The sequence below is a fragment of the Francisella sp. SYW-2 genome (assembly GCF_008711475.1).
Classification (GTDB): domain Bacteria; phylum Pseudomonadota; class Gammaproteobacteria; order Francisellales; family Francisellaceae; genus Francisella; species Francisella salimarina.
The window spans coordinates 1-26,211 of record NZ_VXKO01000018.1 but is presented as its reverse complement, the minus strand read 5'-3'; the positions used below and the strand labels follow the sequence as shown (position 1 = coordinate 26,211).

Sequence of the window (26,211 nt, the reverse complement as noted above, 5' to 3'; positions counted from 1 at the left end):
ATAAATAGAGAATCAAATGAACTTAAATGAATTAAAGTATAAATCTGTTAATGAGCTAATGGATATAGCTCAAAGTCTAGATCTTGAATCACTTCGTGCAAGAAAACAAGAACTTATCTTCTCAATTCTTAAATATCATGCAGATAAGGGTGAAGATATATATGGTGAAGGCATCTTAGAGGTTCTACAAGATGGCTACGGCTTCTTGAGATCTTCTGATAGCTCATATTTTGCATCTCCTGATGATATCTATGTTTCACCTGCTTTTATCAGAAAACTAAACCTAAGAACTGGTGATAGCATTGTTGGCAAGATTCGTCCGCCTCGTGATAATGAAAAATACTTTGCAGTAAAGCATATTGACAGTGTTAACTTTGATTCACCAGAATTAGCTAGGAAAAAAATCTTATTTGAAAACTTAACTCCTGAGTATGCTAAAGAAAGGCTAACTATGGAAATAGGGAATGGTTCAAATGAAGATATTACAGCAAGAGTCATCGACTTAGCTGCTCCATTTGGTAAAGGTCAGCGTGGTCTAATTGTTGCCCCTCCAAAAACTGGTAAAACAATTATGATGCAAAATATCGCAACATCAATTGCTAAGAACCATCCTGAATGTAATCTAATCATGCTACTGATCGATGAGCGTCCTGAGGAAGTTACAGAAATGCAACGCTCAGTGCGTGGTGAAGTAGTAGCATCTACTTTCGATGAGCCAGCAGCTCGTCATGTCCAGTTAGCTGAAATTGTGATCGAAAAAGCAAAAAGACTGGTTGAACACAAACAAGATGTAGTAATTCTACTTGACTCAATCACAAGACTTGCACGTGCTTATAACACTGTATCACCAGCTTCTGGGCGTGTACTATCTGGTGGTGTAGAGGCGAATGCTCTGCAAAAGCCTAAGAGATTCTTTGGTGCTGCGCGTAATACTGCTGAAGGTGGTAGCTTGACAATCATTGCAACAGCTCTTGTAGAGACTGGCTCTAAGATGGATGAGGTTATCTTTGAGGAATTTAAAGGTACTGGTAACATGGAACTTCATCTTGATCGTAAGATTGCAGAGCGTCGTGTATTCCCTGCTATTAGTTTTGATAGATCTGGTACGCGTAGAGAAGAGCTTCTTACAACTCCAGAAGAACTACAAAAACTTTGGGTACTACGTAAGATTCTTGGTGGTATGGAAGATGTTCAAGCTATGGAGTTCCTAACAGAAAAAATGAAAGGTTCATTAACTAATGAAGAGTTCTTCGAGACTATGAAAAGAGGAGCTATTTAAACATAGGTCATTTTTTTATCTATCAACCTATTTTATCTTTTTATCGTTCTTAGAAATCTAATTCGACAGGATTAAATTCAGATAGAAATTTAGTATTATTAAGTTAGATTTAGTGAATATTATTAATCAAATCAACACAGCACTGATTAAGTTTCTTAGCTGATTCTTCAGTAGTAGCTTCTGTATAACATCTTAACTCTGGTGCATTACCTGACGGTCTAAGATGGACAATATCTTGATTAGTCAAAGTTACTCTAACACCATCTGTAGTATCGATATTTTCAATGCTATTTTTACCATCAAAATGCTCAGATATAACTTTATCTAAAAGATCTGATTCACCTGCTAATATTGATTTCAGAATCTCTTGGCTTTTCTCAGTGGCAAAATCATCAATCTTACTACTTGCTGTATATCGAGACGGTAAATCGACTAAAAGTTCTGAAACTGTTTTATTAGCATCAATAGATAGCATCATCACAGCAAGCATAGGTATCACAGCATCTCTTGTAGCCAATGCTTTTAGGACTTTGTCATCTCTTGATATATCACTAGCTAATAGAAATCCGCCATTTGCCTCATATCCAACTACAGCACTTTGATTATTAGCAAGTAACTCATTCATTGCAGCAATTACATACGGCGAACCAATTTTAGTTCTAATTACATTACTAAAATAACCTATCTTTTCTGCTACAGTATTACTACTAACAGGAGTAGCAATAACATCAGCTTGGAGATATTTAGCTGTCAATACACCTAGAATATCGCCTTTTAGCCAATTACCATACTCATCACTAACTAGAGGTCTATCAGCATCACCATCTGTTGATACGATACTATCAATCTCATACTCGCTAGCCCACTGCTTTGCAAGCTTCACATCTTCTTGACGAATTGCTTCGGTATCTACAGATACAAATCTTTCTGAGAATCCTAGCAAGATAACTTTAGCACCTAACTTTTCAAGAATTTCTTTGACTATCCTACGCCCTACAGATGAATGCTCATACAATCCAATAGTCTTACCTGACAAGCAATTTTGTGGAAAGAAATCCAAATATCTATCCACATACTGTACATGTGCTTGATTACAAATTTTTGGTAATTCTATTTTTTGCAAAAACATCCCATTTACATCAAAAGTAGTATCTTCAACCGTAATCACTTGGTTGACAATCATTTCCTCATCTTCTTTGAGAACTTCACCATAAGGAGTATTAAACTTGATACCATTTCTATCTTCTGGAATATGACTACCTGTAACCATAACTGATGGTATTTGATTAGTTATGCCATATAGCATCACAGCTGGAGATGGGATCTCTCCACAGTACACTGGCTCATAGCCACTATCTTTGACGGCCTTAATCACAGCTTTAGTTATTCTAGGGCTACTATCACGTAGATCATGAGCTATAGCAACCTTTGTACCTTTGGTTATTGAATACTTATGCTCCAAAAATTGAATAAAAGCCTTAGTATATAGCCAACAAATTTTATCAGTCATTGCTACAACCAAGCCTCTAACCCCACTAGTACCGAACTTCACACCACTAGAGTTAATAACATCTTTTATAACTACTTTTTCCACACAAATCTCCCGAAATAATCTTATATACTTATAAATTTAGTTTTTCTTATAATAGTTTAACAGTCGACCTTTCAGTATTTCTAGTATTTTGGTGACATACTTAGTCGAAATACACAAATAATTTGCCTTGATACCATTTAGCTCTAGAGCTTTAATCGTTTCTTGGTTAATAATCTTTTTACTCTGCAAATTACTAGTACTAACCCCACCTACCAACATATTAATTATACATTTATTTAAATATGTATACGAAAGTCTATTTACAAGCAAGAATCTCACAAAAATCTCATAATCGGCAGCAATCTTAAAATCTAAACGGTAGACTCCATATTTCTGATAAATAGCTTTTTTGACAAAAAGTGTCGGATGCGGTGGCATAATTCCAAACTTCAATCTATTTGGAGTAAAACGCTTAGCTGAGTAATAGCGCAGAATTTTATTATTTTCATTAACAAATTTTAAATCCGCAAAAAGCATATCTTTATCATTTTGCCTAAATGCGCTCACAATACTGTCTATAACATCACTATTACTATAGCAATCATCACTATTTAAGATACCAATAATATCCCCAGTTGCTAAAGCGATACCTTTATTCATAGCATCATAGATACCATCATCTGATTCGCTCACCACTTTTGATAATTTAGACTGATACTTTGCTAATATATCCAAAGTGCCATCATAACTACCACCATCAACTATTATATATTCAATATCCTGATAGCTTTGTGAAATTACTGACTGAATTGTCTTTTCAATAGTCTCTGCAGAATTGTAACAAACTGTAATTATCGATACTTTCAAACTATCAACCTTCTAAAATATTTTTATAAATCTCTAACTGCTTAGCTATTATATAGTCATTTTGATATTGCTTTGCAGTATTTTTTGCATTTTGACTCATTAGCTCATAGTTACTATAGTCGTAAGAGTTTTGTATAGTTCTTTGTAAGTCATTTTTTGTAGTTATGAAGCCATTTTCTCTATTTTTGATAAAATCTCTACGCGTACCAATATCAAAACCAATAACAGGAACGCCAAAGCTCATAGCCTCTATTATCGTCAAGCCAAATGTTTCATACAGTAGCGCTGGTTGGATTAGATACTTCGATTGTGAAATCAAAGATAGCGTCTCTTCCCTAGTACATTTCCCCTTAAAAATAATATTTTTAGATGAGTATTTATTAATTATCTCATCACTATCGGGACTATCGCCAACCACTGTCAACACAAACTTATCATCTAGGGAACTCCATGTATCAAGAAGCTCAAATATGCCTTTGGATTCTTCAAGCCTACCTACATAAATATAGTTTTGTTTAGTCTTTTGAGTATGCTGATCTACAGCCAAAGAGATACTATTTGGTTTGAGGATAATTTTATGGTTTGAAATACCAAGTTCTTTGACCTTTTGCCTTTGAAAATCAGTCAACACGAAATAATAATCAATATTCTTAAACATTTTGAAGAGCTTATAAAAACTAAATGCGACCTGAGCAACTAAGCTTTGTAATCGCGATTTCCTGTAGCACTTATTTTTTATACCAAAAATAGGCAATTTACTTTTGGTACATAATTCACATGCACCAAAGCCATCTCTATACAAAATACCAGATATACACCATAGTCTGTAATTGTGAAGTGTATGAACCACTTTAGCACCAGATTTTTTTGCAGCCTTAAAAACACTTGGTGTCAACAATGGAAAAAAATTATGCACATGGACTATATCAATATTGTTATCTCTAACTATTTTTTTAATATTTCTATAGTGCTTGCGTGAAAACCATATCCCAAATAATAAGCTAAATTTGCTAATATGATCATTAGAAACCTGATATGCTAAAACATTATCTTCGCCATGTAATTCTCGCAAAGACTTTAACTCATTATCATAAACTATATCTTCACCACCAATATTATTTGACTGATAGCGGTTATGGACAATCAAAATTTTCATAAATAAGCCTCAACTTGCTCAATATCCTTTGCATTTAGAGAGAATTTCTCCACACCAGTGATAAGCTCATGATATTTATCTGAGTTAATTGCTCGGATTAATGAAATTAGTCCTTCAATATTTTGTGGGTCTATCCAATAACCATTTATATTATCTTTGACAATATCTCTAGCTCCACAGTTTTGGCTAATAATCACAGGCAAACCGAAATAAAACGCCTCCTCAACTACTAATCCCCATGGTTCAACCAAGCTAGGTAGCACAAAAACATCATGACTAAGAAATTCATTTTTAAGTTTCTTATTCTCAATAGCTGATTTAAACACAATGTTATCATTAGCATTTTTTTGTAAATACTCTCTCTGCTCGCCCTCTCCGATTATAGTTAGACTATAATCTTTTAGGCTATTAAATACCTGAACTAATATTTTTAAATTTTTAATCGCGGATAATCTTCCAACATAAAGAAATTTTTTGTGATATTCTCTTACTTCTTTATTGAAGCTTGGTTTATTGATAATACCAACACCTTTTGTAATTCTTATATCACCACGATATCCAAGTTTTAGTAATAATTCTCGATGAAGAGTACCAGATGCAAAAACTGTAGCTATTCGCGATAGAAATATTTTTTTTATTAATGCTTGTATTCCTGTAGCCTTACTTTCATTAATAGTTGACTCAAGAGCTAGACAATTTTTGTTTTTACGATTAGCAAATATAACATACCAAAACTCACGCAAATCCCAACCACTTACTAACATTCTTTTATATTGAATACTTTTTAAAATACTTCTTAATCTTTTGATATTTGCTGAAGAGTTTCGCTGTTGTAAGTTGCCTGAGAATAAAACCTGATACTCAAAAGATACATTATCTAAACCAACAAAATCATCTGCTCTTTTTTCATTTGTATTCGAGGCTAAGAAAACAACAAAGATATTTAGCTTCTTAGCTAACTGATTATACAAGTTAACCTTATAAAAAGCTGGGATGTGAGTGACTATGACATAATCATACATGATATTTATCTTGCCTTTATTTAAATCTATATCTAACTATATGATATAACAATACTAGCTTTTAGTAACCCCTAAAGTAGCTTCGCAGCTTAACTAACAAAGAAATAATGTAACTCTTGATTACAGGCAGATACGAAAGATTATAAGATTTATTTATTTGAAATTTTTCTTTGAGAATCTTATTCAAATTTTGTGATGATATACCATCAAGATCATACTTAGAAATAGTCATATCTAGATATTTAGATTTTTTACCAAGCTTAAAGTACTGCATTGTAAAATCTTGATCTGCACATATCTTGTATTTAAGATTGTATTTTATTGCTTTATCTAGCCTATAAAAAGTAGATTGATGGCTCAACATCATTCCTAGCTCCATATCTTGTAGGTTCAAGTCAGATTTATACTTTAAGATTTTATGACCAACATCAGTATCACCATATATAACCGATATATCTTGAGAAAATTTGCGCTCAAATACCTTCTGTAAAACATCATTAGAATAAAAGCTATCCCCTGCATTCATAAAGTTTAACCATTGTCCTTTAGCTAGTGCAATACCTTTGTTCATAGCATCGTAAATACCTTGATCTGGCTCGCTGATATACTTAGTAATTTTATCTTGATATTTTTTGATAACATCAAGCGTACCATCAGTAGAACCACCATCAACTATAATATACTCAATATTTGAATATGTCTGGTTTAATACACTTAAAATAGTTTCTTCTAGAAGCTCTTTGGCATTATATACAACTGTTATAACTGTAACCCAAGGATAATTAGCTTTTTGAGTTTGAGAATTTAACAAGGATAGCTCCTAAGATATATTAGCAACTTTTCTTACCTAGTTTTTCACTAAGCTTGTAGCCTATATGTCTGAATATTCTAACATACTCATTGTGTCTTCTAATCATATTATCTGAAGTATATTTGACATAAAACTTATATATAAAAATATGCCACAGATCAAAAATATTCTTTCTTGGTTTGCCGCCAACAATATCATAAAACTCATTCATATAACCGCTTAGATCATGGCTTTTGTTAGTTTCATGATGTCTAAAGCCCGAAACATTACTATTACATATATGTAAGTTTGCATGTTTTGCAAACTCGTGCCACATAAAAAAGTCACCTGCAAGTTTATACTCAGCAAACTTTTTCATATCCATTTTATCTTGTAATGCTTTTGTCCAGAAAGTTGACTCTTGTTGTATCGATGGCAAACTCGTACCATGGATACCTTTTAGAATTCTTTTTCTTGATGGTACTAGAGGCAGCATAGAGTTTTCAATAATACCATCCTTGTTGTACCAGGTATTTTTAGCATTTATCCACTGTGCTTTTTCGCCGTGTTTCTTCATCTCAGCAGCTATCGCTTTAAAGGCATTTGGTAGATAAAAATCATCCGAATTTATATATGCAACTATATCACCAGTTACTATCGACAACCCCTTTGATAAAGCATCATACATGCCATCATCTTTCTCACATATAAACTTGATATCGAGACTATTACAATAAATATCAAGCTCACCTTTGTTATGCTTATCTACATACTTTTGGATAATATCACAAGTGCTATCTTTTGATTTACCATCCACAAGAATATATTCAATATCAAAATCACCTCTTTGAGTGATTACACTCAAGATAGTTTCTTCAATATATTTCTCAGAATTATATGATACTGTTACTATAGAAAATTTCATTTTTTTACTCTTTTTATTAGAAACAAGATTATATATTAAAGTTTCTTAACTTTAATAACATTCTCCTTACCTATAACACCAACATCAAACTTAAATTTGTTATTAGATATTTTTAAAGAATCATCATAGCGCTCATCACTTATATCTAAAAAGTTAACCTCAATAGAGTATTGGCCATTAAGCAAACTACACTTAAACTGGTTAGTAATACTATACCTATCTGAAACATTTATATTTGTTATTACATTATCTTCTGAGTAAGAATTGAAAATTGACAACTTTTTACCAGTGATATCCTGAACAGAAAAATCAATCTTAACTTTTTTATAGTTTCTTTTAAAAACTACATCAACATCAACAGTATAATCTGATCCAGTCTCTAAAAAGCTTGCATTCCCACCCTTAGCATCATTCCAAACACAAATATTGTTAATTAATACATCATTTTCTTCAGTATTAGAATCATTGTTCAATGACAAATCTCCATGATTTTCTTTTTCAGCATTGTGATCATCATACAATGATACACCCTCCTGCACATTTCCATTCAATGCTTTAATTTCTCTTATGACTCTTTCTTTATCAGGGCTAAACAGTGCCTTTTGATAGTAATTAGCAACTTCCCTAGGCTCTCCATCAAGAAGTATCTCCTTATCATGTAAAAAAATTGTTCTACTACAAAACTCTATCATAAGCCCAACATTATGAGATACAAAAATAACTGTAGTACCACCTTTTAACAACTGTCTAATCTTAACGAAACATTTATTTTGAAAAATTGCATCACCAACAGCCAAGACTTCATCAACAATTAGTATCTCTGGCTTCACTGCTGTAGCTATACCAAAGCCTAACCTAGCCTGCATACCACTACTATAATTTTTTACTGGTTGACTAATGTAATTACCAATTTCAGCAAAATCAACAATTTCTTTGATAATCTTTTCTCTATCAGACTCTGCTACCTTATTTAAATCCATACTAAATCTAATATTCTGCTCACCTGTCAACTCTGGATTTATACTACCCCCAAGCTCTAACATAGCATTTATATTACCACTAACATTAACTCTTCCTGAAGATGGTGTAACAACACCTGCAATCATTTTCAACAAAGTTGACTTACCAGCACCATTTAATCCAAATATGCCTAAAACCTCACCTTTTTTGATTTCTAAATTTACATTTTTGATGGCACAAAAATTCTTATAGTATTTTTTCCTTGTAATACTGAAAGCTTCTTTGACACGATCTCTAGCAGAATCATAAATTTTATAGTTCTTCGACACATTTTGTAATTTTATTACAATATCTTTTTTCATTTAAATAACGTCTCCATAGTGAGGAGCTAGTCTTTTAAAAACTATAGCTCCACCCAAAAGTATAAAAATCATCATTACTAAAAATATTACTGTCTGTCTTGAGTCTTGCCAAAACCATACACCATCAACAAATGTATTACGGAACCCTTGAATAATATAGGCCATAGGATTAAAATCTATAATAAACCTAAACTTCTCAGGAATTACATCAGGAGACCAAAAAACTGGTGTAAACCAAAATCCAAATTGAGTAATTAATCCAACTATTTCTGTAGTATCTTTTACAAAAACTCTTATAGCAGAAGCTAACCACCCTAAACCCAATAATAGCAACATACTACATAAAAAATAATATGGTAGCTGCAACCAATACAAACTTGGAAAATGACCATACAAAATAAACACAAACATCATAACAAATACTAACACCATGTGAATTATAAAGCATGACAATATACTTACCAGTGGTAATATATTCACACTAAATGCAACTTTTTTTACTAAAAATTCATTTGCAATTATGGCTTCACAACTTTTTGTCAATGCTTCAGAAAAAAAGAACCATGGAATCATACCCGTTAGCAGAGATAATATTATTGCTGAGCTACCTCCACTTCCTCCGGGCTTAATACCATATGTAAAAACAATCCATATTACGAATATAAACATAACTGGTCTAATCACAGCCCAAGCAATACCCAGGTACGATCCTAGAAATTCTTCTTTAAAATCATTGTAAGCCAAAATCATTATGAGCTTTCTATTATTTATTAAATGCTTTACAAACCTATAAAACTCTTTCAAATATCTCATACCCTTCAGCAATACCTTTTATTTTTTATCTCAGACATATAATTATAAGATTATATCAAAACTTACATAAAGAGAAAGATTTAATTAACTACACAGCATTTCTAAATCTTATTAGATAACTTACTATGACAGTGGATTACCATATCTTTTTAGATATATATCTCCAATCATATAAGAGCCATAATCATTTAGGTGCGCATTATTAAGTCCATAATAATCCATCTGCATACCATCAAGATAAAGTATTACACCATCAATCTGATTAGAGCAATAGCCATTTTTGCATATAACTTTTTTAGGGTCTATCACTATCAAGTTTTTATATTTTTCTTGTAATGAACCTATATAGTTAAGCTCAATATTTTGTGATGCTAGAATATCAGACAAAGGCCTACCACATCCATCTATTCCCAGCCATTTATCAACTCTTGTCATTCCACAAGCAGGAGTCATTCCTTTAAGCGAAGGCCAATCCAACAAAATAACAGGCTGAATATTTCTCTTTTCAAGCATACTTACTATTCTGTCCATAAAAAATAAAGCTTTGTTATCTTTTGGAAGCTTGGCATGAACAGTATATGAATTCCACCAGCCTGCTAGTACAAAATACTTAGGTTGTGTCTTATCCAACAATACTTCGATATACTTTTCGACTTTCTTATCTTGGATCATATTATAAACAGCTAGCTGAGTTCCACCGGCCACAAGCATAGTCATATTCAAATCAGCTGTCCATTTACTTATCATTGGTGCTGCAACTTTTGCATGCGAGTCACCAAATATTACAACATCATAGTGATGTTTAATCAAAGAGCTAAGCTCGGCTGTATTCTTATATCCTTGATCTTGCCAAATACTGTCATACTTAAGCTTATGCTTTGATTGCCACTCTGGATATTCATAAACAAAAGATCCATCTTCATGCTGAGAAACAATTTTAAAGTCTCCTATTGCTTTATTAAATCCAAAATTTGGAATATATTTAGTGCTTAATGCAAAAGCAATAGCGACAATCATAGGCAATAACCATAATAAGCCAAGAGTTTTTAATATAGAAAATTTATATTTAAATCTTAATGGTTTCTCAACAAGATAATATGAAAAAATAGATAAAACAAAACTTAATAACAATATGACTATTTTTACAACTGTAGTTTTCTCTATACTCAAATAGTTGACATACGCAATAATTGGCCAATGCCATAGATATAAAGAATAAGATATGAGCCCTATAGCTACAACAATATTAATTGAAAAAAATTTATTTACCAATGGTAATTCTATAGCAGAAAAGCCAGCATAAATATATAAAGCAGCGCCAATACAAACTACCAACATCCAACAACTTGGATATTGAACATCTATAAACAATATTGGCACTAGCATAAGTATTAGAGCTATCACGCTCAACATATTCGCAAAAAAACTAGTTTGTATAGGCTTTCTGTTTAAACTATAAACAGAAACTAAACAACCTACTAAAAGCTCAAATGCTCTTGTGGTAGGGAAGTAATAATATGATTGAGCACTTTTATAGAAAAAAAAATACAAAGAAAATGAAAAAAGTAGCAGAGTAGCTACTAACATTTTAGATTTTACACCGAAGCTTTCGTTTTGCTTCCATGAGATGCCAAGGTTAAATACAAATATCAACATTACTGGCCAAAAGAAATAAAACTGCTCCTCAATGCCTAGTGACCATGTATGTAATAAAGGAATTATAGATGCATCTGAAGCAAAATAGCCAAATGATAAAGAGTTATAAAAGTATATATTAGAGACCGATGCTAATGCACTCACCATTGTTTTAGCATACTGTCTTAGCTCTGCTGGTAACAGCACCAACCACGCGAAGAAGCTAGAAAATACTAGAACTGCGATTAATGCTGGTAGAATCCTTCTAGCTCTCCTTAAGTAAAAATTTTTAAGAGAAAAACGTCCTTCTTGAAGATCTCTGATAATTATTGAAGTTATAAGATATCCTGATATTACAAAAAAAATGTCTACACCCAAAAAGCCTGATTTAAAAAAGCTTATATCCAAATGAAAAAATATTACTGACAATACTGCTAATGCTCTTAAACCATCTATATCTTTTCTGTACTTTATATGACTCAATGTATTAATCTCAAAGTTGCACTTATAAATAATAATACTACATAAAATAATTGTTTCATTTCATTTTTAAAATAATTATCTATCTTATCTCTTTAGCTTCTCAAAAATATTGTAAAGCCCACTTACTTTAACAAACTTTATAATCAGTGATTTGATACTATTATCATTAACTTGCTTTTCAAGAAACTCAATATACTCACTACATTCTCTAATAGTCTCATTATCTCTTTTTTTAAATCTTGCAAAACTCTCTACAATAACTTCAAAATCTCTTATTGAGAATTCTTTTAATACTTCTGACATAAAATTTGGTGTAGTAGCACCTATACTTTCACTTAATGTATTAGCGAATGAGTAAAGAAATTTATCTCTGTACTCCTCACCAAATATATAGCTAAAATCTACACAACCATGCAAAAACATAATTAGCTGTGCTTGCTCATCCGCGCCACTCCATATACCACCATCATTCATTCTATATACAGACATGATTTTATCTATATATTTTATTGAGCCAAATTTTGAAAATACCAACAACATATATACATCATTACGTTTAACAGATGAGTATTTAGCAAGGTATTCATTAATCTGACTTTTATGTGCATCATATCTAAAAACTAAAGATGTTGTATGCAAGTAGGCGGAATCAATAAAATCATCAAATTTATAACTATCTTTCTTATTACTAGAATCTACAAATAATCTATCAGTCAACTCTCCATTAATTAAAAATCTTGTATTATGACCACAACCCATAAATTCAGGATTATGCTCCAAAAAATCAACTTGCTGCTGTAATTTAGTAGAATCTGTCCAATAATCATCTCCTTCACACAATGCTATATATTTACCTCTGACGACGGGTAAAATAAAGTCTCTTATAGGCAAAGCCCCTTTTGAGTATTGATTTTGTTGTTGATAAACTAATCTAATAATATTTGGATATTGCTCAAGATAACTATTAAGTATTTCTGTAGTTCTATCAGTCGAGCAATCATCACTTATGATTATTTCAAATGGAAAATCTGTTTGTTGAGATAAAAAACCTTCTAAAGCCTTTTCAATATATTTCTCTTGATTATATGCAGTGCAACAAACACTCAATATTGGTTTATTATTTTGCCAATGTGATAATATTTGACTCTCACTTCTTAATTTAGACATTACTTATAAAACTTAGATAAATATATGCTAGACATTATAATCATAAATACAATAAGATTAAATAACTCGCTAGTATTACTCTATACGCCATTTATCTTTTTTATTTTTTCATAAAGTTTGTTTTTTAGATAATCTTCTCCAAACTCTATATTAATATTATTTTCCTGGATATACCTATTAAGCTTACTGAGGTCTAAAATATATTTATCTTGTTTCTGTATAATTACAGTGTTAGCCTTTTTGTTAAGAAGACTTTCAAAAGTTTCTATAATCTCTAAAATCTTATATCTATATGGATTAGCAAGATCAATAGTAGAACATAGAGCACCATTTGCCAAATATGAATCAACAAACGTCCTGACATCCTCTATCTCAATAACATATCTATATGCATCTGAATATACACTCATTATATTATTACTTTTAATAGCATGATAAATATAATTTATTAGAGTATTATGTAATTTTAAATTTCCAAATAGTTGCGGAAGCCTAATGATAAAATATTTATTTGAAAGCTTCTTTATAATGCTTTCCATCTGTATTTTATGAGTATAATATGAGTTTTTAGGATAATCTTCAGCCGATAATGCACAACTACTAAAATATACAAACTTTTTATCAGAATTATCTTTGATTATAGTTTCGAGAAGTTTTCTTTCTCTATCAAATTCTCTTTGCTCAGTACAGTTAGAGTTAGAAACCCCACTAGCAAAAATAACGACACTATCATTGTCTCGGTAATTATGAAATGCTTGAGCTAACTGACCTCCTCCGACTACCACGATGTACCATCCTTATAAACTGTTACATACTTATAGCCATTCTTATTTACAACAGCTGGCGTCATTCTCTCTAACGCATGCATGAAACTGCCATCATATGGAAGAGGCTCTGGCTGTATCACTATATCCTTTTCCAACTCAAACATGTCTTTAATAGCATCAACCCTAGCCCAAAATATATTTCCTAATGGGAACAACGGAGTCTCATTTACTTCTGGTAGTCCTAGCATAGCACCTAACTCATCGATATATGACTTATTATCTCCCATATCCATAAAATGCCTATCCTCAGCAAAAACAAGACCCACTTTCTCATTTTCAAACAAACTTAGAACAGAGTTTGCTATGGTTTGAGAACCTACTAGATTATCTAATAGATACTTTCTCCATCTATCTCCTAAATTATTTGCAACACCTACAGATTTCTTACTATGGAAATGGCCAATAACATCATATTTACGATTAAATATTATTTTTTTAAGATCAAATATCATTGGCGCAACATCACGACCAATATTTTCAACCTTTATAACTTCTATATTATTAGCACCGCTATCTCTAAACATTTCTTTAATAGTCAAAATATCTTCATCCCCAACAGTTGTAATATACAGATCATATCCTGTAGGTAGATTCTTAAAATATTGATTAAATTCCTCAGCTAAATCAACATAATACAGATGTAAATGCACTGCAAACTTGCCACTATATTTTGTCTCAAAATTAAAAGGCGTCTTATGGCACTCATGTGTAGAATGAACATTATTTTTTATAGCTTCATAGAATGGAACTTTATTGTAAGAATCATTTTCTAGTGCCCATTTATAGGTTGAAAAGCCAGCACATGGATTTGGAGTCAAACGATATAATCCTTTACGTTGACTTAGTATGTAGTGATAAACAGACTGAACATAACAAAACTCATAGTTATCTTCTAACTCAGAAAGCTTAATATATTCACGATCAAAATATTTTGATTTTTCAATATTTGCTAAAATATTCTGATTTTCAGCATTATATTTTTCGCAAATATCTATCTGCTCAATTAAAAAATCAACATATTTACCAAAATCAAGATGTTGCTTAACTATTTCTGAGTTATGAGTATCCACAACCGTAGCTTTTTTAAGGTATTTAGCAATCTCATACCCAAGCTGGTGAGTATCTAAATAATCTACAATTATTGCCTTTGCGTTATGTTTCTCAAGAAATTCTACAGATCCAGACGCCCCTCTAAAACATGCAACAGGAACATTAGCCTCAAGAGCATCAACTACAACATTTGGAAAAGGATCCATTCTAGAGGTTAAACAAAACATATCTGCTATAGATAAAATACTATCTAAATTTTGTTGATGACCTAAAAATACAAAGTCATCTTCTAGCCCCAAACTCTTAACTTCTCTTTTTAATAAAAATGAAAATGAACAATCTGATTCCTTAAGTCCACTCCCAACCCAAACAAACTTACATTTACCATCATAGTATTTCTTTATGTATTTTGAAAGATATATGAACAAATCCACACCTTTCCTAATATGAACAGAACCTGCCGCAACAATTATTTTATAATCGTTCCTATCTTGAACACCTATCTTCTTCAATATCTGCTCGACACTATCTGGACTACCATAGCTACTAGGTATGTATGGAAGTTTACCTTGAGGTTGTATAACAATATTTGACGGTTCATTAAAAATCATAGCAGCCTTGGCTAACTGCTCCATTATTGAAGCTTTGATAATTTCAGCCGGAACTATAACTCTATCTGCCTCAATAATTGTATCTAACATTATCTTTGCTGATTCAACATAACCTGCAAATTCATGAATTAACGATAAGGTTGGTAGCTTTAGGTCACTAGCACTACTTAAAACCGAATAAGTTGTTACTGAATTACCAATAACAGCTTTTATTGAAAAATCTCTGCTAACTTCTTTTAAAATTTTTAATGATGTACTTTTAGTGCTCTCACCTAACTCTTCAATCAGTAAGGCACAATCTTTTTTAAAATCATCATGTATTTCAGCTTTGTCCATCACATAATGGATAAGATTAAACTTCTCACTTAGAGACATACCTATATTAAGTCCTAAAAGAGGTGCTCCAGTCGCTGACGACTGATGCGAGACTAGTATTATAGTTTCTTTACTTTCATCAAATGCTTTTGATCCTGCTAAAAACCCCTGTCTAATAAGCTCAGACTCACTTCTCGGCCTAAACTTACGATATATTTTACTAACAACCTCTCTTCTAGTACTTCCTACTGGAAACAACGATGCCATTTTCATTTTATTAACTTGCCTTTTATAACCATACCAATATTTTAATTTTTCATAATCTATATATAACAGCAGATTAGAATAATGACTAAAATAACTTATTAAGCTTTAGTACTTTTAATTATATTTCTTATATCTCCTATATATAGATAAAGCATAACATTAACGATCTAAAAATTCTTTTTACTAATAATGACGTTACCTAATATACGGAATGGTCTCATCAACTTCCAACCTAAAGAATTATATATACTATTAACTTCAGCTTTATAATTTTCTAAATCCATCTCACACCTTGATAGTATTGAGTTACACTCCTCCAGATTGATATTCTTATCCTCTATCATAAAGCTATACTTCCTAATCTCACAAGCTGCTTCTGCAGGGAATAATCTGCATAGCTCATATAACAAATCCTTGTAAAGCGGATGCTTGATAAACAATTTAGATAGAAATTCAAATCCAAGTTTTTTATTTGCATAGTCCCATTGCGTATTTAATGTGTCAATAGTATCTCTAAGCATTTTTTCACTTTTATGCGATGTATTCTCATCATGCCAGCGATACTGGGCTAATGGCTGGTCAATAAATTTATACTTTCCGTATCTCGACAAATATAAATGCAATCCTAAATCCTCAAGTCGACAATTAGTTGGATATCCTCCCATCTTATCGTAAAGAACCTGCTTCCTGATAACAAATCCGTTAGGTATATAGTTCCCAATTAAAAAAGTTTGATATTTACCAAAGTTGGTTGACAAGAAATCTACGTCTTTTCGATTATGTCTCAACAGACTAGCAAATGTCTTATATACGGAATCTGTAGCATTGTATACATTTTTTTGTTCAATATCCCAATAGCAACGAATGTTTTGACCATCAATAATTTCATTATCACCAACTGCTAACACATAATCATCATTCTTAGACAAAAATTTAACTAGCTCTTCCAGATTATTTGGCAATAATGTATCATCAGATGAACAAAAAGATACATACTCTCCCTGCACATGAGAAAGTGCCTCATTTAATGATTTAACTACGCCTTGATTATCTTTATTGTCAATAAACAATACATTAAAGAATCTATAGGAAACTTTGTCTAGTTCTTTTCTAAGAACATCAGCCGTTTGGTCAGAAGAACCATCATTTATTACTATCAACTCAATATTTTTATATGTTTGCTTAACAATTGAATCAATAGTGTAAGCAATATATTTCTCATGATTATACGCAGGTACGACAACTGAGACTAAAGGATTATTTATACTCATTAATAACTCTCACTATTTCTTTTATATCATTTTGGCTTAAATGTTGTCCAATTGGTAAACTTAGTATCTGCTCATGAATCTGCTCACTAATAGGATAACTATCATTTAACAACTCTTTATATGCCTCTTGATGATGTGGAGCTATAGGGTAATGAATAACTGTTTGAATGTTATTATCTAGTAGATATTTTTGTAATTTATCTCTATTTGCTGTTCTAACTACAAACACATGCCAAACATGGTTTTGGTAGTTTTGAATATTTAATTGAGAGTTTTGAATTGGTAGGATGATTTTATCATTTTTAATATTAGATATATAATACCCCGCAATCTCTCTTCTAACTTGTATATCTATATCAAGATATTTTAATTTAACTCTTAGCATAGCTGCTTGAATTTCATCAAGACGACTATTTGTACCCTTATATAGATTCTTGTACTTCTCATGACTACCATAGTTTGCTAGAGCTGATAAAGTATTTGCTAATTCTTTATCATTAGTTGTCACAGCCCCTGCATCTCCTAGTGCACCTAGATTTTTACCGGGATAAAAACTAAAACCGCTAGCATCTCCGAGATTGCCTGATATCTTATCAGCAAAATATGCGCCATGGGATTGAGCAGAGTCTTCTATCACTTTAAGATTATGTTTCTTTGCTATAGTACTTATCTTGTCCATCTGACAAGTTTGGCCATATAGATGTACTGGCATTACAGCTACTGTCTTAGCTGTGATAGCTGATTCAATTTTATCTGCATCTAATAGATAATCATCTATGTTAGGTTCTACTAACACAGGTACTAGATTATTAGCAGATATAGCTAAAATACTTGCAATATAAGTATTAGCTGGAACTACAATCTCATCTCCAGTTTTAAAAACTCCTAACTCTTTATATGCCCTAATAATTAATACAAGAGCATCTAAGCCATTTGCAACCCCAATAGCGTACCTAGTACCACAATAATTAGCGAACTCTTCTTCAAACTTTTCACATTCACTACCACGAATATACCATCCGCTATCAATAACTCTAGCACAAGCATCTTTTAATTCTTGCTGATATAAATTATTTATTTTTTGTAAATCAAGAAATTTGATCATCTTTCAAACCCTTATCTCGTAAAAATCATGTACAACAGCTCTTGCACCAAAACCTTCTTTTTGAGCAATAAGACCTTCATTTAAGTATTTTCCATTATCCTCATTTGAAATACCAAAATCAAAATATTTCTTATCTTTATACTTATTAGAAATCAAATAGTCTAGGACAAAATCTAAAGCACCTACTTTTCGACCTTGCTCAGAACTAGCAAGATATTGGGTATGGACTATATCTGAATTTTCAAATATAACTGTTCCTGCTAAAATCTTTTCACTTTCTTTTACTACAAATAATTTTATATTATTTGGAAATAGTTGTGCTAATCTTTTAATCTCATCCTCATTATGTACAGGCGTTGCATCATGTTGATGTTTCAATGCATCTCTAAGTATACTCCAGTAAGAATTATAATCAGCTGATTCTTCAATGATGAGTCCATTTTTAAAAGCTTTTTTTATAGCTCTCTTTCTTTGCTCTTGGTACTTAATCTTATTATCCAGCAAGATTGTCGTTGTTACATCTCGCCTAATAAGACTCGCTTCATTAATATAAAGAGCATAACGATCCTCTTCCGCTGGCAAACCACTATATATATATGGAATACATTTATAGATAATTTTTTTAATGCGTTGCTTCAGAAGATATTCTTTTAAAACATCAAAAAGCTCTAACATACTTTTTGTTTTTAAATTTGTATCTATTAAAAAACCTCCAAATGTTAAGCCTTGGTGAGAATACAAAACATCATCCTTAATATTTGCTGGAAGTAGTCCTAATACTTTTCCTTTTTCATCATAAAACATTAAGGAAAAGTCTTTAAATCTATCAGAGTGATAGTCCATATAATCTCTATAAAACATAAAATGGCTATTTTTTGCATTAGCTACAAATAGATCCCAATCTTTTTTTTTGTCTGTAGTATATCTAATCAATTTCATTTAATTCTCTACTAACTTTGCGTAACCAAAACCATCAAGCCCCATATTATTACCATTATAAAACATATATGTTCCATAATTAGTTTTTATAACAGATGGATAACTTAAATGTACAGAATCCCACCCATCTTCTGATAAATCTATACCTCTTTTATAATCGTCTCTAAGCCAGCTTACACCATCTAAAGATTCTGCCTGACCAGTTGTATATCTACCATCAGTTGTTCCATATGTAAAATTCATTATATATTTGTCTTTATACTTATATACTCTTGGTCTACCAATTCTATATTCTTTATTTTGATTATTATTCTCAATACATTTAATTCCTTGATTAGAAAAGTCAATACCATTATCAGACTCAATATGGTTTATATCATATTGTGGATAATCGACCCCATTTATATTCTCCCAACCACTACCTGTTGCATACCAAACTCTAAATTTTTCATCCTCATATATTACAGAATGTATTGCCCTAATATAAAGAGCTTCCTGAGTTCTATCAAGTATAGGAGTTTGCTGATATCTTATAAAAGATTCTCCATTATCATGACTAATTGCTAAGCCTGAATATGCTAAAAACTTAACGTTCTCAACTTTTTGAAATCCAACATAATACATATAAATTTTATTATCCACATTAATTAAATCACCAAGGATCATCCCATTATCATCAAACATACCTCGTTGTCCAACATCAAGCACTGGCTTATTAGAAATCTGTATTATTTTTGATGGATTCTTTGCTTCAACATCTACGAATCCTATTCTTCCCACTCCTTTAGTATCTCTAAAACTCACATATATTCTAATAACCTCATCATTTAACAAATATGCTGTAGGTGTTAATGCTGAATTATCTCTCCAACTGTTATCTTTAGGGGGTGTATAAATCAACCCTTTTTTTTCCCATTTCATAATAGTTTTTTATTCCTTAATCCTAAATAATCTATGACTATCCACTTTAGACAAATCTGTTTGTTTCTCTTGATAAAATGCTTTTTCAGGGGTATCTTTCTGTATAAGAGTTCTAGCTCCGATGAAGTTATCTTTTGCAACTTTAATATTATTTTCAATAGTACAGTTTACTCCGAGAAAGCTACTATCACCTATTTCACAGAATCCCGAAATAACACAATGAGAAGATATAAAACAATTGTTTTTTATAATAGTATTATGACCAATATGATTACCACTCCAAATAGTTACATTATCACCCACTTTAACAAATGGTTGTAATGTATTATTTTCAAATATAAAACAGTTTTGACCAATTTCAACATTTCTCCACACGAAAGATCTAGAACTTATATAACTTGCACAAACATACCCTCTTTCTTTAACTTCATCATAGATTTTAGTCCTATTTCTATTTAATTTGCTAGAACTAATAGCAACATAGACTTCGAATTCTTCAGGAGAATATACTTGCTCTAATTCTTCAAAGGGAATCACAGGCAAATTACACATCGTTTTTTCAGAAATATATTGCTGGTTAACACTAAATGCAACAACCTCATATTCAGAATCATAATTAAAATATTGGTATGCAATTAAAGCCGTTTCACCCACTCCAACTATAACAAGTTTTTTAGTCTTTTTCATGAGCAACCTCTTTTAAAAATTTATCATAATTCCTAATATAATCATTTTCATCATACAATTCACTTGCCAAAACCATAAGCACACAGTTAGGAGAAAAGTCATACATCTCTCTCCAGATTAATCCAGATATCATCAAACCTTTATCAGGGCTATCAAGTAGAATATTTCTCTTAGAGCTACCATCGTCAACCAAAACCTTACAATTACCAGACACACATATCAAAACTTGCTCTAAATCTCTGTGAGCATGAAATCCTCTACGAACATCCGACTTTGTATCAAAAATGTAATATACTCTTCTAACCACAAAAGGGATGTTCTTATTTTCTTCTAATGATACAAGAGAACCTCTATCATCCCCGTAAACTTTAAATTTTAATAACTCTATCATCAAACTACCTTCCAGAGAAATCACACACTCAGATTAAAGACTACGACATCAGCAATAATAAACTATACTTTTCTCACAATCTTATTATAAAACTTACGCAGTACTAATTTCATATGCTTATACAACGTTATTGATTTTTCATAATCTAGAGACTTCTCTAGTACTTTTATATAATCATTACACTCCTTAATAGTACTTATATGCTTGCTAATATTAGACTGCATATCACCAATAGCTTTTAGTAAAACTCTCATTATTTTTTGTATATTTTCAGAATTAAGATGCCCCATTAAAAATTCTGAAAGCTTATCTACATTCATACTATTACATTTAATAGAATTCAAAATTATTTCATAGAAATTTTGCTGATATTTTTCAGGGAAAACATCCGCGGCTTTAATACATAACAATATATTAGCAAATTCTTTATCATCTTTAGCTTTTGTACTCCACATACCTTGGCCATGAATCCTATATACAGACATTACCTCATCAATGTATTTTATTGGACCAAAACTCGAAAATACCATTGAGAAATACCAATCTCCACAGGCATATTTAAAATATTCATCTACTTGTGATTTATACTTACTTTCATATCTGTATACACAAGAGCTTGTATGGAAGTAACACTCGGCTTTTGAGTAGTTTTCAAAAGTAAAAACATCAGCTTTGTGAGCATTGTGTGGTATTATATCAAGTGTCTCTTCATATTCTTCTACTATCCTAGTCGCATGCACACAACCCATAAAGTTCGGGTGGCTCTCAAGAAAATCAACCTGCTTTTGTAACTTCAAAGGATCCGTCCAATAATCATCACCTTCACAAGTCGCAATATATCTACCTTTTGATATAGGCATCATTATATCAACAAATGGAGTTAGACCTATACTATTCTGATTTTCAGTTTGAAATATAGGTCTAATAATATTTGGGTATTTAGCATAATATTCAGAAACTATTTTAGCTGTGTTATCTTTTGAACAATCATCGTTTATAATTATTTCAAATGGAAAGTCTGTTTCTTGCATCAAGAAACTATCAATTGCCTGACTAATATATTTCTCATGATTATAAGTTGCACAATACACGCTTAACAAAGGTTTAGCATCTTCACTCCAGTCTTTCATAATATCTTTTTCTATTTTTACCATAAACTACCCCAAACAATTCCGATGCAATAATAAAGCCAGTAGCTACGCACATTTATATATTTATCATTTAAAAAAGCATTATAACAAGATACAATCTATATAACTAATATTCACTATCATCCAAAACAGCATATCCAAAACCTGTCTTACCAAAAGTATTACCATTATAAAACATATATCTCTTGCCATTGTGATCATAGACAAATGGATATTCTATCATCTCACTATCCCATCCAGCATCACTAACATCTATTCCCACTTCACTATCTTTCCTACTCCAGTCAATACCATTAGATGACTCAGCATAGCCTATACGATAACTACTATTTTTGTCTGTGCGATAGTTATGTAAATTTCTATGAGCATACCACATTTTATAGACTTCATCATCCTTAAGCACACATGCCCTAACTATACCGCACTCAGCTTCATCTTTATAATCAATAGCTACCCTACCTTCCCTTTTCCAATCTATACCATTATGCGACTCAGCATATTTAATATGATAAAAAGGTTCACTTTTACCTTCATACTCAACCCACTTTGTATTTGAAAGATACCACATCTTCCAAATACCATTTTCTCTTAAAATATATGGAACTGCGCTGTAATAAGGCTCAATATAATTTCTATCAAAAAGAGGACCCTCAGATAATTTTTTAAACGTAACACCTCCATCTTGACTAATCGCAAGCCCAATCGAATTATGATAAGCAATAGTATTTCTAACATTCCACCCGAGATAATACATCCATACCTCATCTCCAACATCAATAACATGAGATGGCATTGCACCACAATCATCAAACATCCCAGCATTACCTGGAACAATAACCGGTTTATCATGTATATATAGTATTTGATTGGGATTATCAGCATTCACTTCAATATACGATATATTAGTCATATTTTTGGTATCTCTTGTAGCAAAATATACACGTAATATATTTTCATTTACCTTGTATACCGTTGGCACAGAAGCATGTGACTGATTCCACGAATATTCACCTTTTGGAGCATAAATTAATCCTTTTTTCTGCCACTTCATCATATTCCCCTTAATCTATTACTAGGAACTCTTGATTTCTCAGTTTCTTTTGGAGAGTATACAGAATTAGTATTAGTATCAGAGAGAATAACCGAACCAGCACCTATTACATTACTATCTCCCAGTATCACATTATCTCTAACAGTTGAGTTCACGCCAATAAAACTATAATCACCAACTGTTACACTACCAGATACAACAACATGAGAAGCTATAAAGCAGTGATTCCCCACCCTACTATGATGTCCGATATGATTACCACTCCATAAAATGCAGTTATCTCCAATCTCCGTAAAGGGTTGAATAACATTATCCTCTAATATAAAGCAATTCTCTCCTACTGGAGTATTATAATAGACTGCTCTCGAGCTTATATAACTTACACATTCATAGCCTTTTGCTTTAGCATCATAAAATCTTTCTGCTCTAAGCTTATTTACTTTTTTATAACTAATAGGAATAAAAAGCTTAAAATCACTAGGTGGATATCTCTCCAATAATTCTTCGTAAGCTATTACTGGCAAATCATGAAAGTCCTTTATAGACAGAAACTCTCTGTCTACTGTAAAAGCAACTACTTCATGTTCACTATCATTAGTCAAATAAAAATGGGCTATCTCAGCTATCTGACCAACCCCAAAGATTATAACTTTAGCCATAATTCTCTCTTATACAAGTTTATAGTTATTAAGCATTTTTTTAATTTCACTAACACTATTAAACATCAAAACATCTACAATTGAAAGATATGCACAGAACTCATTACCAAATTGCGGATACTCAACAATTTCAGACTCTATAAAACTTAGACTTATATCTTTATCAAAAAATGATTGTTTATCATAAAGCTCTTTACCACCAATTGCATTTATATAAGTATCTGCATCGAATAGCTGACAAATCTGCAATATCTTATCTTGCCCTCTAAGATCATTATCCTTGCGAAGATCGCTAGATCTTATAAACTTAGTATCTATACCAATATAACTAGATACATTTTTAATCAATTTTTCTAAAAACAAACCTAGATTTTTTTCTTCATTGGTCATTATTTTTTCCAATAAATCATAAACATTACTAAAATACGGAGCTTTAGAATACGCTTGCTTAATTGTTTTCAGTATATTAGATCCATTACTGCCCAAAGAAATTTCATTAATAAGCTTATTTTGGCTAGCCCCCAAAAGCTCTAAAGTAATTCTATATCGCTTATTATTAAGTAAAATATTATTTCTATTGACATAACCCTTCTTAATAAAATTGACATCATCATATATCACAAAAATATCTACCATATTGATCAATTGCCAATAGCCAATATATGGAAAAAAATAAGGCTGCATTATTGCAACTTTCATAAATTTCCCTTAATAGTTGATATTATTTGCTCTTGAACATTTTCTTCGAGTCCATAATAAATTGGTAAACACATTATTCGTCTTGATATATCTCTAGATATTGGCATATACTGTTTTGGTTCAATATAGCTAAGGGTATCTAATGAAGGGAAAAAATATCTTCTAGGAAAAATACTCTTCTCATTCAAAGCACTTTGTACCTTCTTAAGACTCTCTTCTGATTTAAATAATACTGGGAAATAGCTATAATTCTCCGTAGCATAGTGGTTAAACTTTTGGAACTGAACTAGATCTTTTAATTCTGCTTTATACCTTTCTGCAATGTTCTTTCTAGAGTTGTAAATAATATCTATATCATCCAACACACACAACCCCATAGCTGCCTCAAATTCATTCATCTTTGCATTAGTACCTAAATGAGGAATCTCCTCAGCATTTTTGATGCCAAAGTTTATCAAAAATCTTGCTCTCTCAGCAACTTCATCATCATTTGTTACAAGCGCCCCTCCTTCAATAGTATGAAAAAGCTTAGTAGCGTGAAAGCTTAAGGTTGATATGTCTCCAAAGTTAAGAACACTCTCACCTTTATATTTGACATCAAAAGCATGTGCCGCATCGTATACCACTTTCAAATTATACTCTCTAGCAATCCTATCAATCGACTCAATATCACATGGGTTACCAAACACCTGTGTAGCAACTATCGCTGATGTATTTGGTGTTATTTGACCTACTATTTTATTTACATCAATATTAAATGTCGTCTTATCAATATCAACAAATATTGGCTTAACACCATTAGCAACTAAAGAACTAGTTGTAGCAACAAAAGAAAACGGCGTCGTAATAGCAAATCCCTTAACATCTAAAGCCCTATAAGCCACTTCTAAAGCAACTGTCCCATTAGAAACTAGAACAATATTTTTAACTCCTAGATAATCGGCTAAACGCTGCTCCAATCCCTTAACAAGAGGCCCATTATTAGTAATTTGTCCACGACTATATATTTGATCAATATATTGTTTATATTTTTCAATATCTGGCAAATATGTTTTTGTTACATTTATCATAGCTAAGTTCAAAGCCCTTAAAAAAGTCCACTCTACCTTGTTTATTTTATCATTTTCTATCTAGTTATGCTAATTACCTCTGTACACGATAATTTTTTCATATTTTAAGTTCCTTAGTAGTTTTATTGAATATTTTGAGACACAAGGAGAAATCATTGCTATAAAATCCAATTTTTTGAATAGCATTTACAATCATGTCTAGTC

At 31.6% G+C, this 26,211-nt stretch carries 24 protein-coding genes; 1 reads left to right on the top strand and 23 read right to left on the bottom strand.

All coding sequences use genetic code 11. The annotated features are described in order from the left end of the window. Window positions 1–16 precede the first annotated feature (16 nt). Window positions 17–1,279, top strand: coding sequence for a transcription termination factor Rho (gene rho / locus F3D57_RS06650; RefSeq protein ID WP_004287296.1), 1,263 nt, complete (start codon window positions 17–19; stop codon window positions 1,277–1,279). A gap of 109 nt (window positions 1,280–1,388) precedes the next feature. Here rho and F3D57_RS06645 read toward each other — a convergent pair whose 3' ends face one another. The 23 genes from F3D57_RS06645 to F3D57_RS06535 form a co-directional block, all read right to left on the bottom strand. Then, window positions 1,389–2,873, bottom strand: a complete 1,485-nt coding sequence (locus tag F3D57_RS06645; protein ID WP_150465658.1) for a phosphomannomutase — start codon at window positions 2,871–2,873, stop codon at window positions 1,389–1,391. Between the two features lie 36 nt (window positions 2,874–2,909). After that, complete coding sequence (locus F3D57_RS06640; protein WP_150465657.1) at window positions 2,910–3,680, bottom strand: glycosyltransferase family 2 protein; 771 nt, start codon at window positions 3,678–3,680, stop codon at window positions 2,910–2,912. A 4-nt stretch (window positions 3,681–3,684) separates the two neighbouring features. Continuing rightward, window positions 3,685–4,836 (bottom strand): glycosyltransferase family 4 protein, encoded by a 1,152-nt coding sequence (locus tag F3D57_RS06635; RefSeq protein WP_150465656.1) that lies wholly within the window; start codon window positions 4,834–4,836, stop codon window positions 3,685–3,687. Further along, on the bottom strand, window positions 4,833–5,858 hold the full coding sequence (locus F3D57_RS06630) for a glycosyltransferase (RefSeq protein WP_150465655.1): 1,026 nt from the start codon (window positions 5,856–5,858) through the stop codon (window positions 4,833–4,835). The genes F3D57_RS06635 and F3D57_RS06630 overlap by 4 nt, the downstream gene beginning before the upstream one ends. 61 nt (window positions 5,859–5,919) lie before the next feature. Beyond that, entirely contained in the window at window positions 5,920–6,669 is a 750-nt protein-coding gene (locus F3D57_RS06625; protein WP_150465654.1) for a glycosyltransferase family 2 protein, read from the bottom strand. Window positions 6,670–6,688: 19 nt separating this feature from the next. Further along, window positions 6,689–7,573 (bottom strand): glycosyltransferase, encoded by an 885-nt coding sequence (locus F3D57_RS06620; RefSeq protein ID WP_150465653.1) that lies wholly within the window; start codon window positions 7,571–7,573, stop codon window positions 6,689–6,691. Between the two features lie 35 nt (window positions 7,574–7,608). Next, window positions 7,609–8,895 (bottom strand): ABC transporter ATP-binding protein, encoded by a 1,287-nt coding sequence (locus tag F3D57_RS06615; RefSeq protein ID WP_150465652.1) that lies wholly within the window; start codon window positions 8,893–8,895, stop codon window positions 7,609–7,611. After that, window positions 8,896–9,708, bottom strand: a complete 813-nt coding sequence (locus F3D57_RS06610) for an ABC transporter permease (protein ID WP_150465651.1) — start codon at window positions 9,706–9,708, stop codon at window positions 8,896–8,898. Between the two features lie 123 nt (window positions 9,709–9,831). Then, window positions 9,832–11,826, bottom strand: coding sequence for an acyltransferase family protein (locus tag F3D57_RS06605; protein WP_191092365.1), 1,995 nt, complete (start codon window positions 11,824–11,826; stop codon window positions 9,832–9,834). An 84-nt stretch (window positions 11,827–11,910) separates the two neighbouring features. Continuing rightward, entirely contained in the window at window positions 11,911–12,993 is a 1,083-nt protein-coding gene (locus F3D57_RS06600) for a glycosyltransferase family 2 protein (RefSeq protein WP_150465649.1), read from the bottom strand. An 80-nt stretch (window positions 12,994–13,073) separates the two neighbouring features. Continuing rightward, window positions 13,074–13,778 carry an NAD(P)-dependent oxidoreductase gene (locus tag F3D57_RS06595; RefSeq protein ID WP_150465648.1) on the bottom strand — a complete coding sequence of 235 codons (705 nt, stop codon included), beginning with the start codon at window positions 13,776–13,778 and terminating at the stop codon, window positions 13,074–13,076. After that, on the bottom strand, window positions 13,772–16,069 hold the full coding sequence (locus F3D57_RS06590) for a rhamnan synthesis F family protein (RefSeq protein WP_150465647.1): 2,298 nt from the start codon (window positions 16,067–16,069) through the stop codon (window positions 13,772–13,774). The genes F3D57_RS06595 and F3D57_RS06590 overlap by 7 nt, the downstream gene beginning before the upstream one ends. Window positions 16,070–16,230: 161 nt before the next feature. After that, window positions 16,231–17,334, bottom strand: coding sequence for a glycosyltransferase family 2 protein (locus tag F3D57_RS06585; RefSeq protein ID WP_150465646.1), 1,104 nt, complete (start codon window positions 17,332–17,334; stop codon window positions 16,231–16,233). Next, entirely contained in the window at window positions 17,321–18,439 is a 1,119-nt protein-coding gene (locus F3D57_RS06580; protein WP_150465645.1) for a DegT/DnrJ/EryC1/StrS family aminotransferase, read from the bottom strand. The genes F3D57_RS06585 and F3D57_RS06580 overlap by 14 nt, the downstream gene beginning before the upstream one ends. A gap of 3 nt (window positions 18,440–18,442) precedes the next feature. Continuing rightward, complete coding sequence (locus F3D57_RS06575) at window positions 18,443–19,378, bottom strand: GNAT family N-acetyltransferase (RefSeq protein ID WP_150465644.1); 936 nt, start codon at window positions 19,376–19,378, stop codon at window positions 18,443–18,445. After that, complete coding sequence (locus F3D57_RS06570; RefSeq protein ID WP_191092364.1) at window positions 19,379–20,299, bottom strand: hypothetical protein; 921 nt, start codon at window positions 20,297–20,299, stop codon at window positions 19,379–19,381. It abuts the gene before it with no gap. Between the two features lie 9 nt (window positions 20,300–20,308). Continuing rightward, a complete protein-coding gene (locus F3D57_RS06565) occupies window positions 20,309–20,986 on the bottom strand; it encodes an acetyltransferase (protein WP_150465643.1) in 678 nt (225 codons plus the stop codon). Beyond that, entirely contained in the window at window positions 20,973–21,377 is a 405-nt protein-coding gene (locus tag F3D57_RS06560) for a sugar 3,4-ketoisomerase (RefSeq protein WP_150465642.1), read from the bottom strand. The genes F3D57_RS06565 and F3D57_RS06560 overlap by 14 nt, the downstream gene beginning before the upstream one ends. A gap of 62 nt (window positions 21,378–21,439) precedes the next feature. Continuing rightward, a complete protein-coding gene (locus tag F3D57_RS06555; RefSeq protein ID WP_150465641.1) occupies window positions 21,440–22,531 on the bottom strand; it encodes a glycosyltransferase family 2 protein in 1,092 nt (363 codons plus the stop codon). A 103-nt stretch (window positions 22,532–22,634) separates the two neighbouring features. Continuing rightward, complete coding sequence (locus F3D57_RS06550) at window positions 22,635–23,579, bottom strand: hypothetical protein (protein WP_150465640.1); 945 nt, start codon at window positions 23,577–23,579, stop codon at window positions 22,635–22,637. Beyond that, window positions 23,579–24,238 (bottom strand): acetyltransferase, encoded by a 660-nt coding sequence (locus tag F3D57_RS06545; RefSeq protein ID WP_150465639.1) that lies wholly within the window; start codon window positions 24,236–24,238, stop codon window positions 23,579–23,581. The genes F3D57_RS06550 and F3D57_RS06545 overlap by 1 nt, the downstream gene beginning before the upstream one ends. A 9-nt stretch (window positions 24,239–24,247) precedes the next feature. Next, window positions 24,248–24,937, bottom strand: coding sequence for a WbqC family protein (locus tag F3D57_RS06540; protein WP_150465638.1), 690 nt, complete (start codon window positions 24,935–24,937; stop codon window positions 24,248–24,250). After that, window positions 24,934–26,007, bottom strand: coding sequence for a DegT/DnrJ/EryC1/StrS family aminotransferase (locus tag F3D57_RS06535; protein ID WP_150465637.1), 1,074 nt, complete (start codon window positions 26,005–26,007; stop codon window positions 24,934–24,936). Before F3D57_RS06535 ends, F3D57_RS06540 begins: the two co-directional genes overlap by 4 nt. Window positions 26,008–26,211 lie beyond the last annotated feature (204 nt).

Excerpts from the sequence above, each read along its gene's own strand:
- rho (WP_004287296.1), top strand. The coding sequence starts at position 17 with ATGAACTTAAATGAATTAAAGTATAAATCTGTTAATGAGCTAATGGAT.
- F3D57_RS06635 (WP_150465656.1), bottom strand. The coding sequence starts at position 4,836 with ATGAAAATTTTGATTGTCCATAACCGCTATCAGTCAAATAATATTGGT.
- F3D57_RS06630 (WP_150465655.1), bottom strand. The coding sequence starts at position 5,858 with ATGTATGATTATGTCATAGTCACTCACATCCCAGCTTTTTATAAGGTT.
- F3D57_RS06620 (WP_150465653.1), bottom strand. The coding sequence starts at position 7,573 with ATGAAATTTTCTATAGTAACAGTATCATATAATTCTGAGAAATATATT.
- F3D57_RS06615 (WP_150465652.1), bottom strand. The coding sequence starts at position 8,895 with ATGAAAAAAGATATTGTAATAAAATTACAAAATGTGTCGAAGAACTAT.
- F3D57_RS06610 (WP_150465651.1), bottom strand. The coding sequence starts at position 9,708 with ATGAGATATTTGAAAGAGTTTTATAGGTTTGTAAAGCATTTAATAAAT.
- F3D57_RS06600 (WP_150465649.1), bottom strand. The coding sequence starts at position 12,993 with ATGTCTAAATTAAGAAGTGAGAGTCAAATATTATCACATTGGCAAAAT.
- F3D57_RS06590 (WP_150465647.1), bottom strand. The coding sequence starts at position 16,069 with ATGAAAATGGCATCGTTGTTTCCAGTAGGAAGTACTAGAAGAGAGGTT.
- F3D57_RS06585 (WP_150465646.1), bottom strand. The coding sequence starts at position 17,334 with ATGAGTATAAATAATCCTTTAGTCTCAGTTGTCGTACCTGCGTATAAT.
- F3D57_RS06580 (WP_150465645.1), bottom strand. The coding sequence starts at position 18,439 with ATGATCAAATTTCTTGATTTACAAAAAATAAATAATTTATATCAGCAA.
- F3D57_RS06575 (WP_150465644.1), bottom strand. The coding sequence starts at position 19,378 with ATGAAATTGATTAGATATACTACAGACAAAAAAAAAGATTGGGATCTA.
- F3D57_RS06570 (WP_191092364.1), bottom strand. The coding sequence starts at position 20,299 with ATGAAATGGGAAAAAAAAGGGTTGATTTATACACCCCCTAAAGATAAC.
- F3D57_RS06565 (WP_150465643.1), bottom strand. The coding sequence starts at position 20,986 with ATGAAAAAGACTAAAAAACTTGTTATAGTTGGAGTGGGTGAAACGGCT.
- F3D57_RS06560 (WP_150465642.1), bottom strand. The coding sequence starts at position 21,377 with ATGATAGAGTTATTAAAATTTAAAGTTTACGGGGATGATAGAGGTTCT.
- F3D57_RS06555 (WP_150465641.1), bottom strand. The coding sequence starts at position 22,531 with ATGGTAAAAATAGAAAAAGATATTATGAAAGACTGGAGTGAAGATGCT.
- F3D57_RS06550 (WP_150465640.1), bottom strand. The coding sequence starts at position 23,579 with ATGAAGTGGCAGAAAAAAGGATTAATTTATGCTCCAAAAGGTGAATAT.
- F3D57_RS06545 (WP_150465639.1), bottom strand. The coding sequence starts at position 24,238 with ATGGCTAAAGTTATAATCTTTGGGGTTGGTCAGATAGCTGAGATAGCC.
- F3D57_RS06540 (WP_150465638.1), bottom strand. The coding sequence starts at position 24,937 with ATGAAAGTTGCAATAATGCAGCCTTATTTTTTTCCATATATTGGCTAT.
- F3D57_RS06535 (WP_150465637.1), bottom strand. The coding sequence starts at position 26,007 with ATGATAAATGTAACAAAAACATATTTGCCAGATATTGAAAAATATAAA.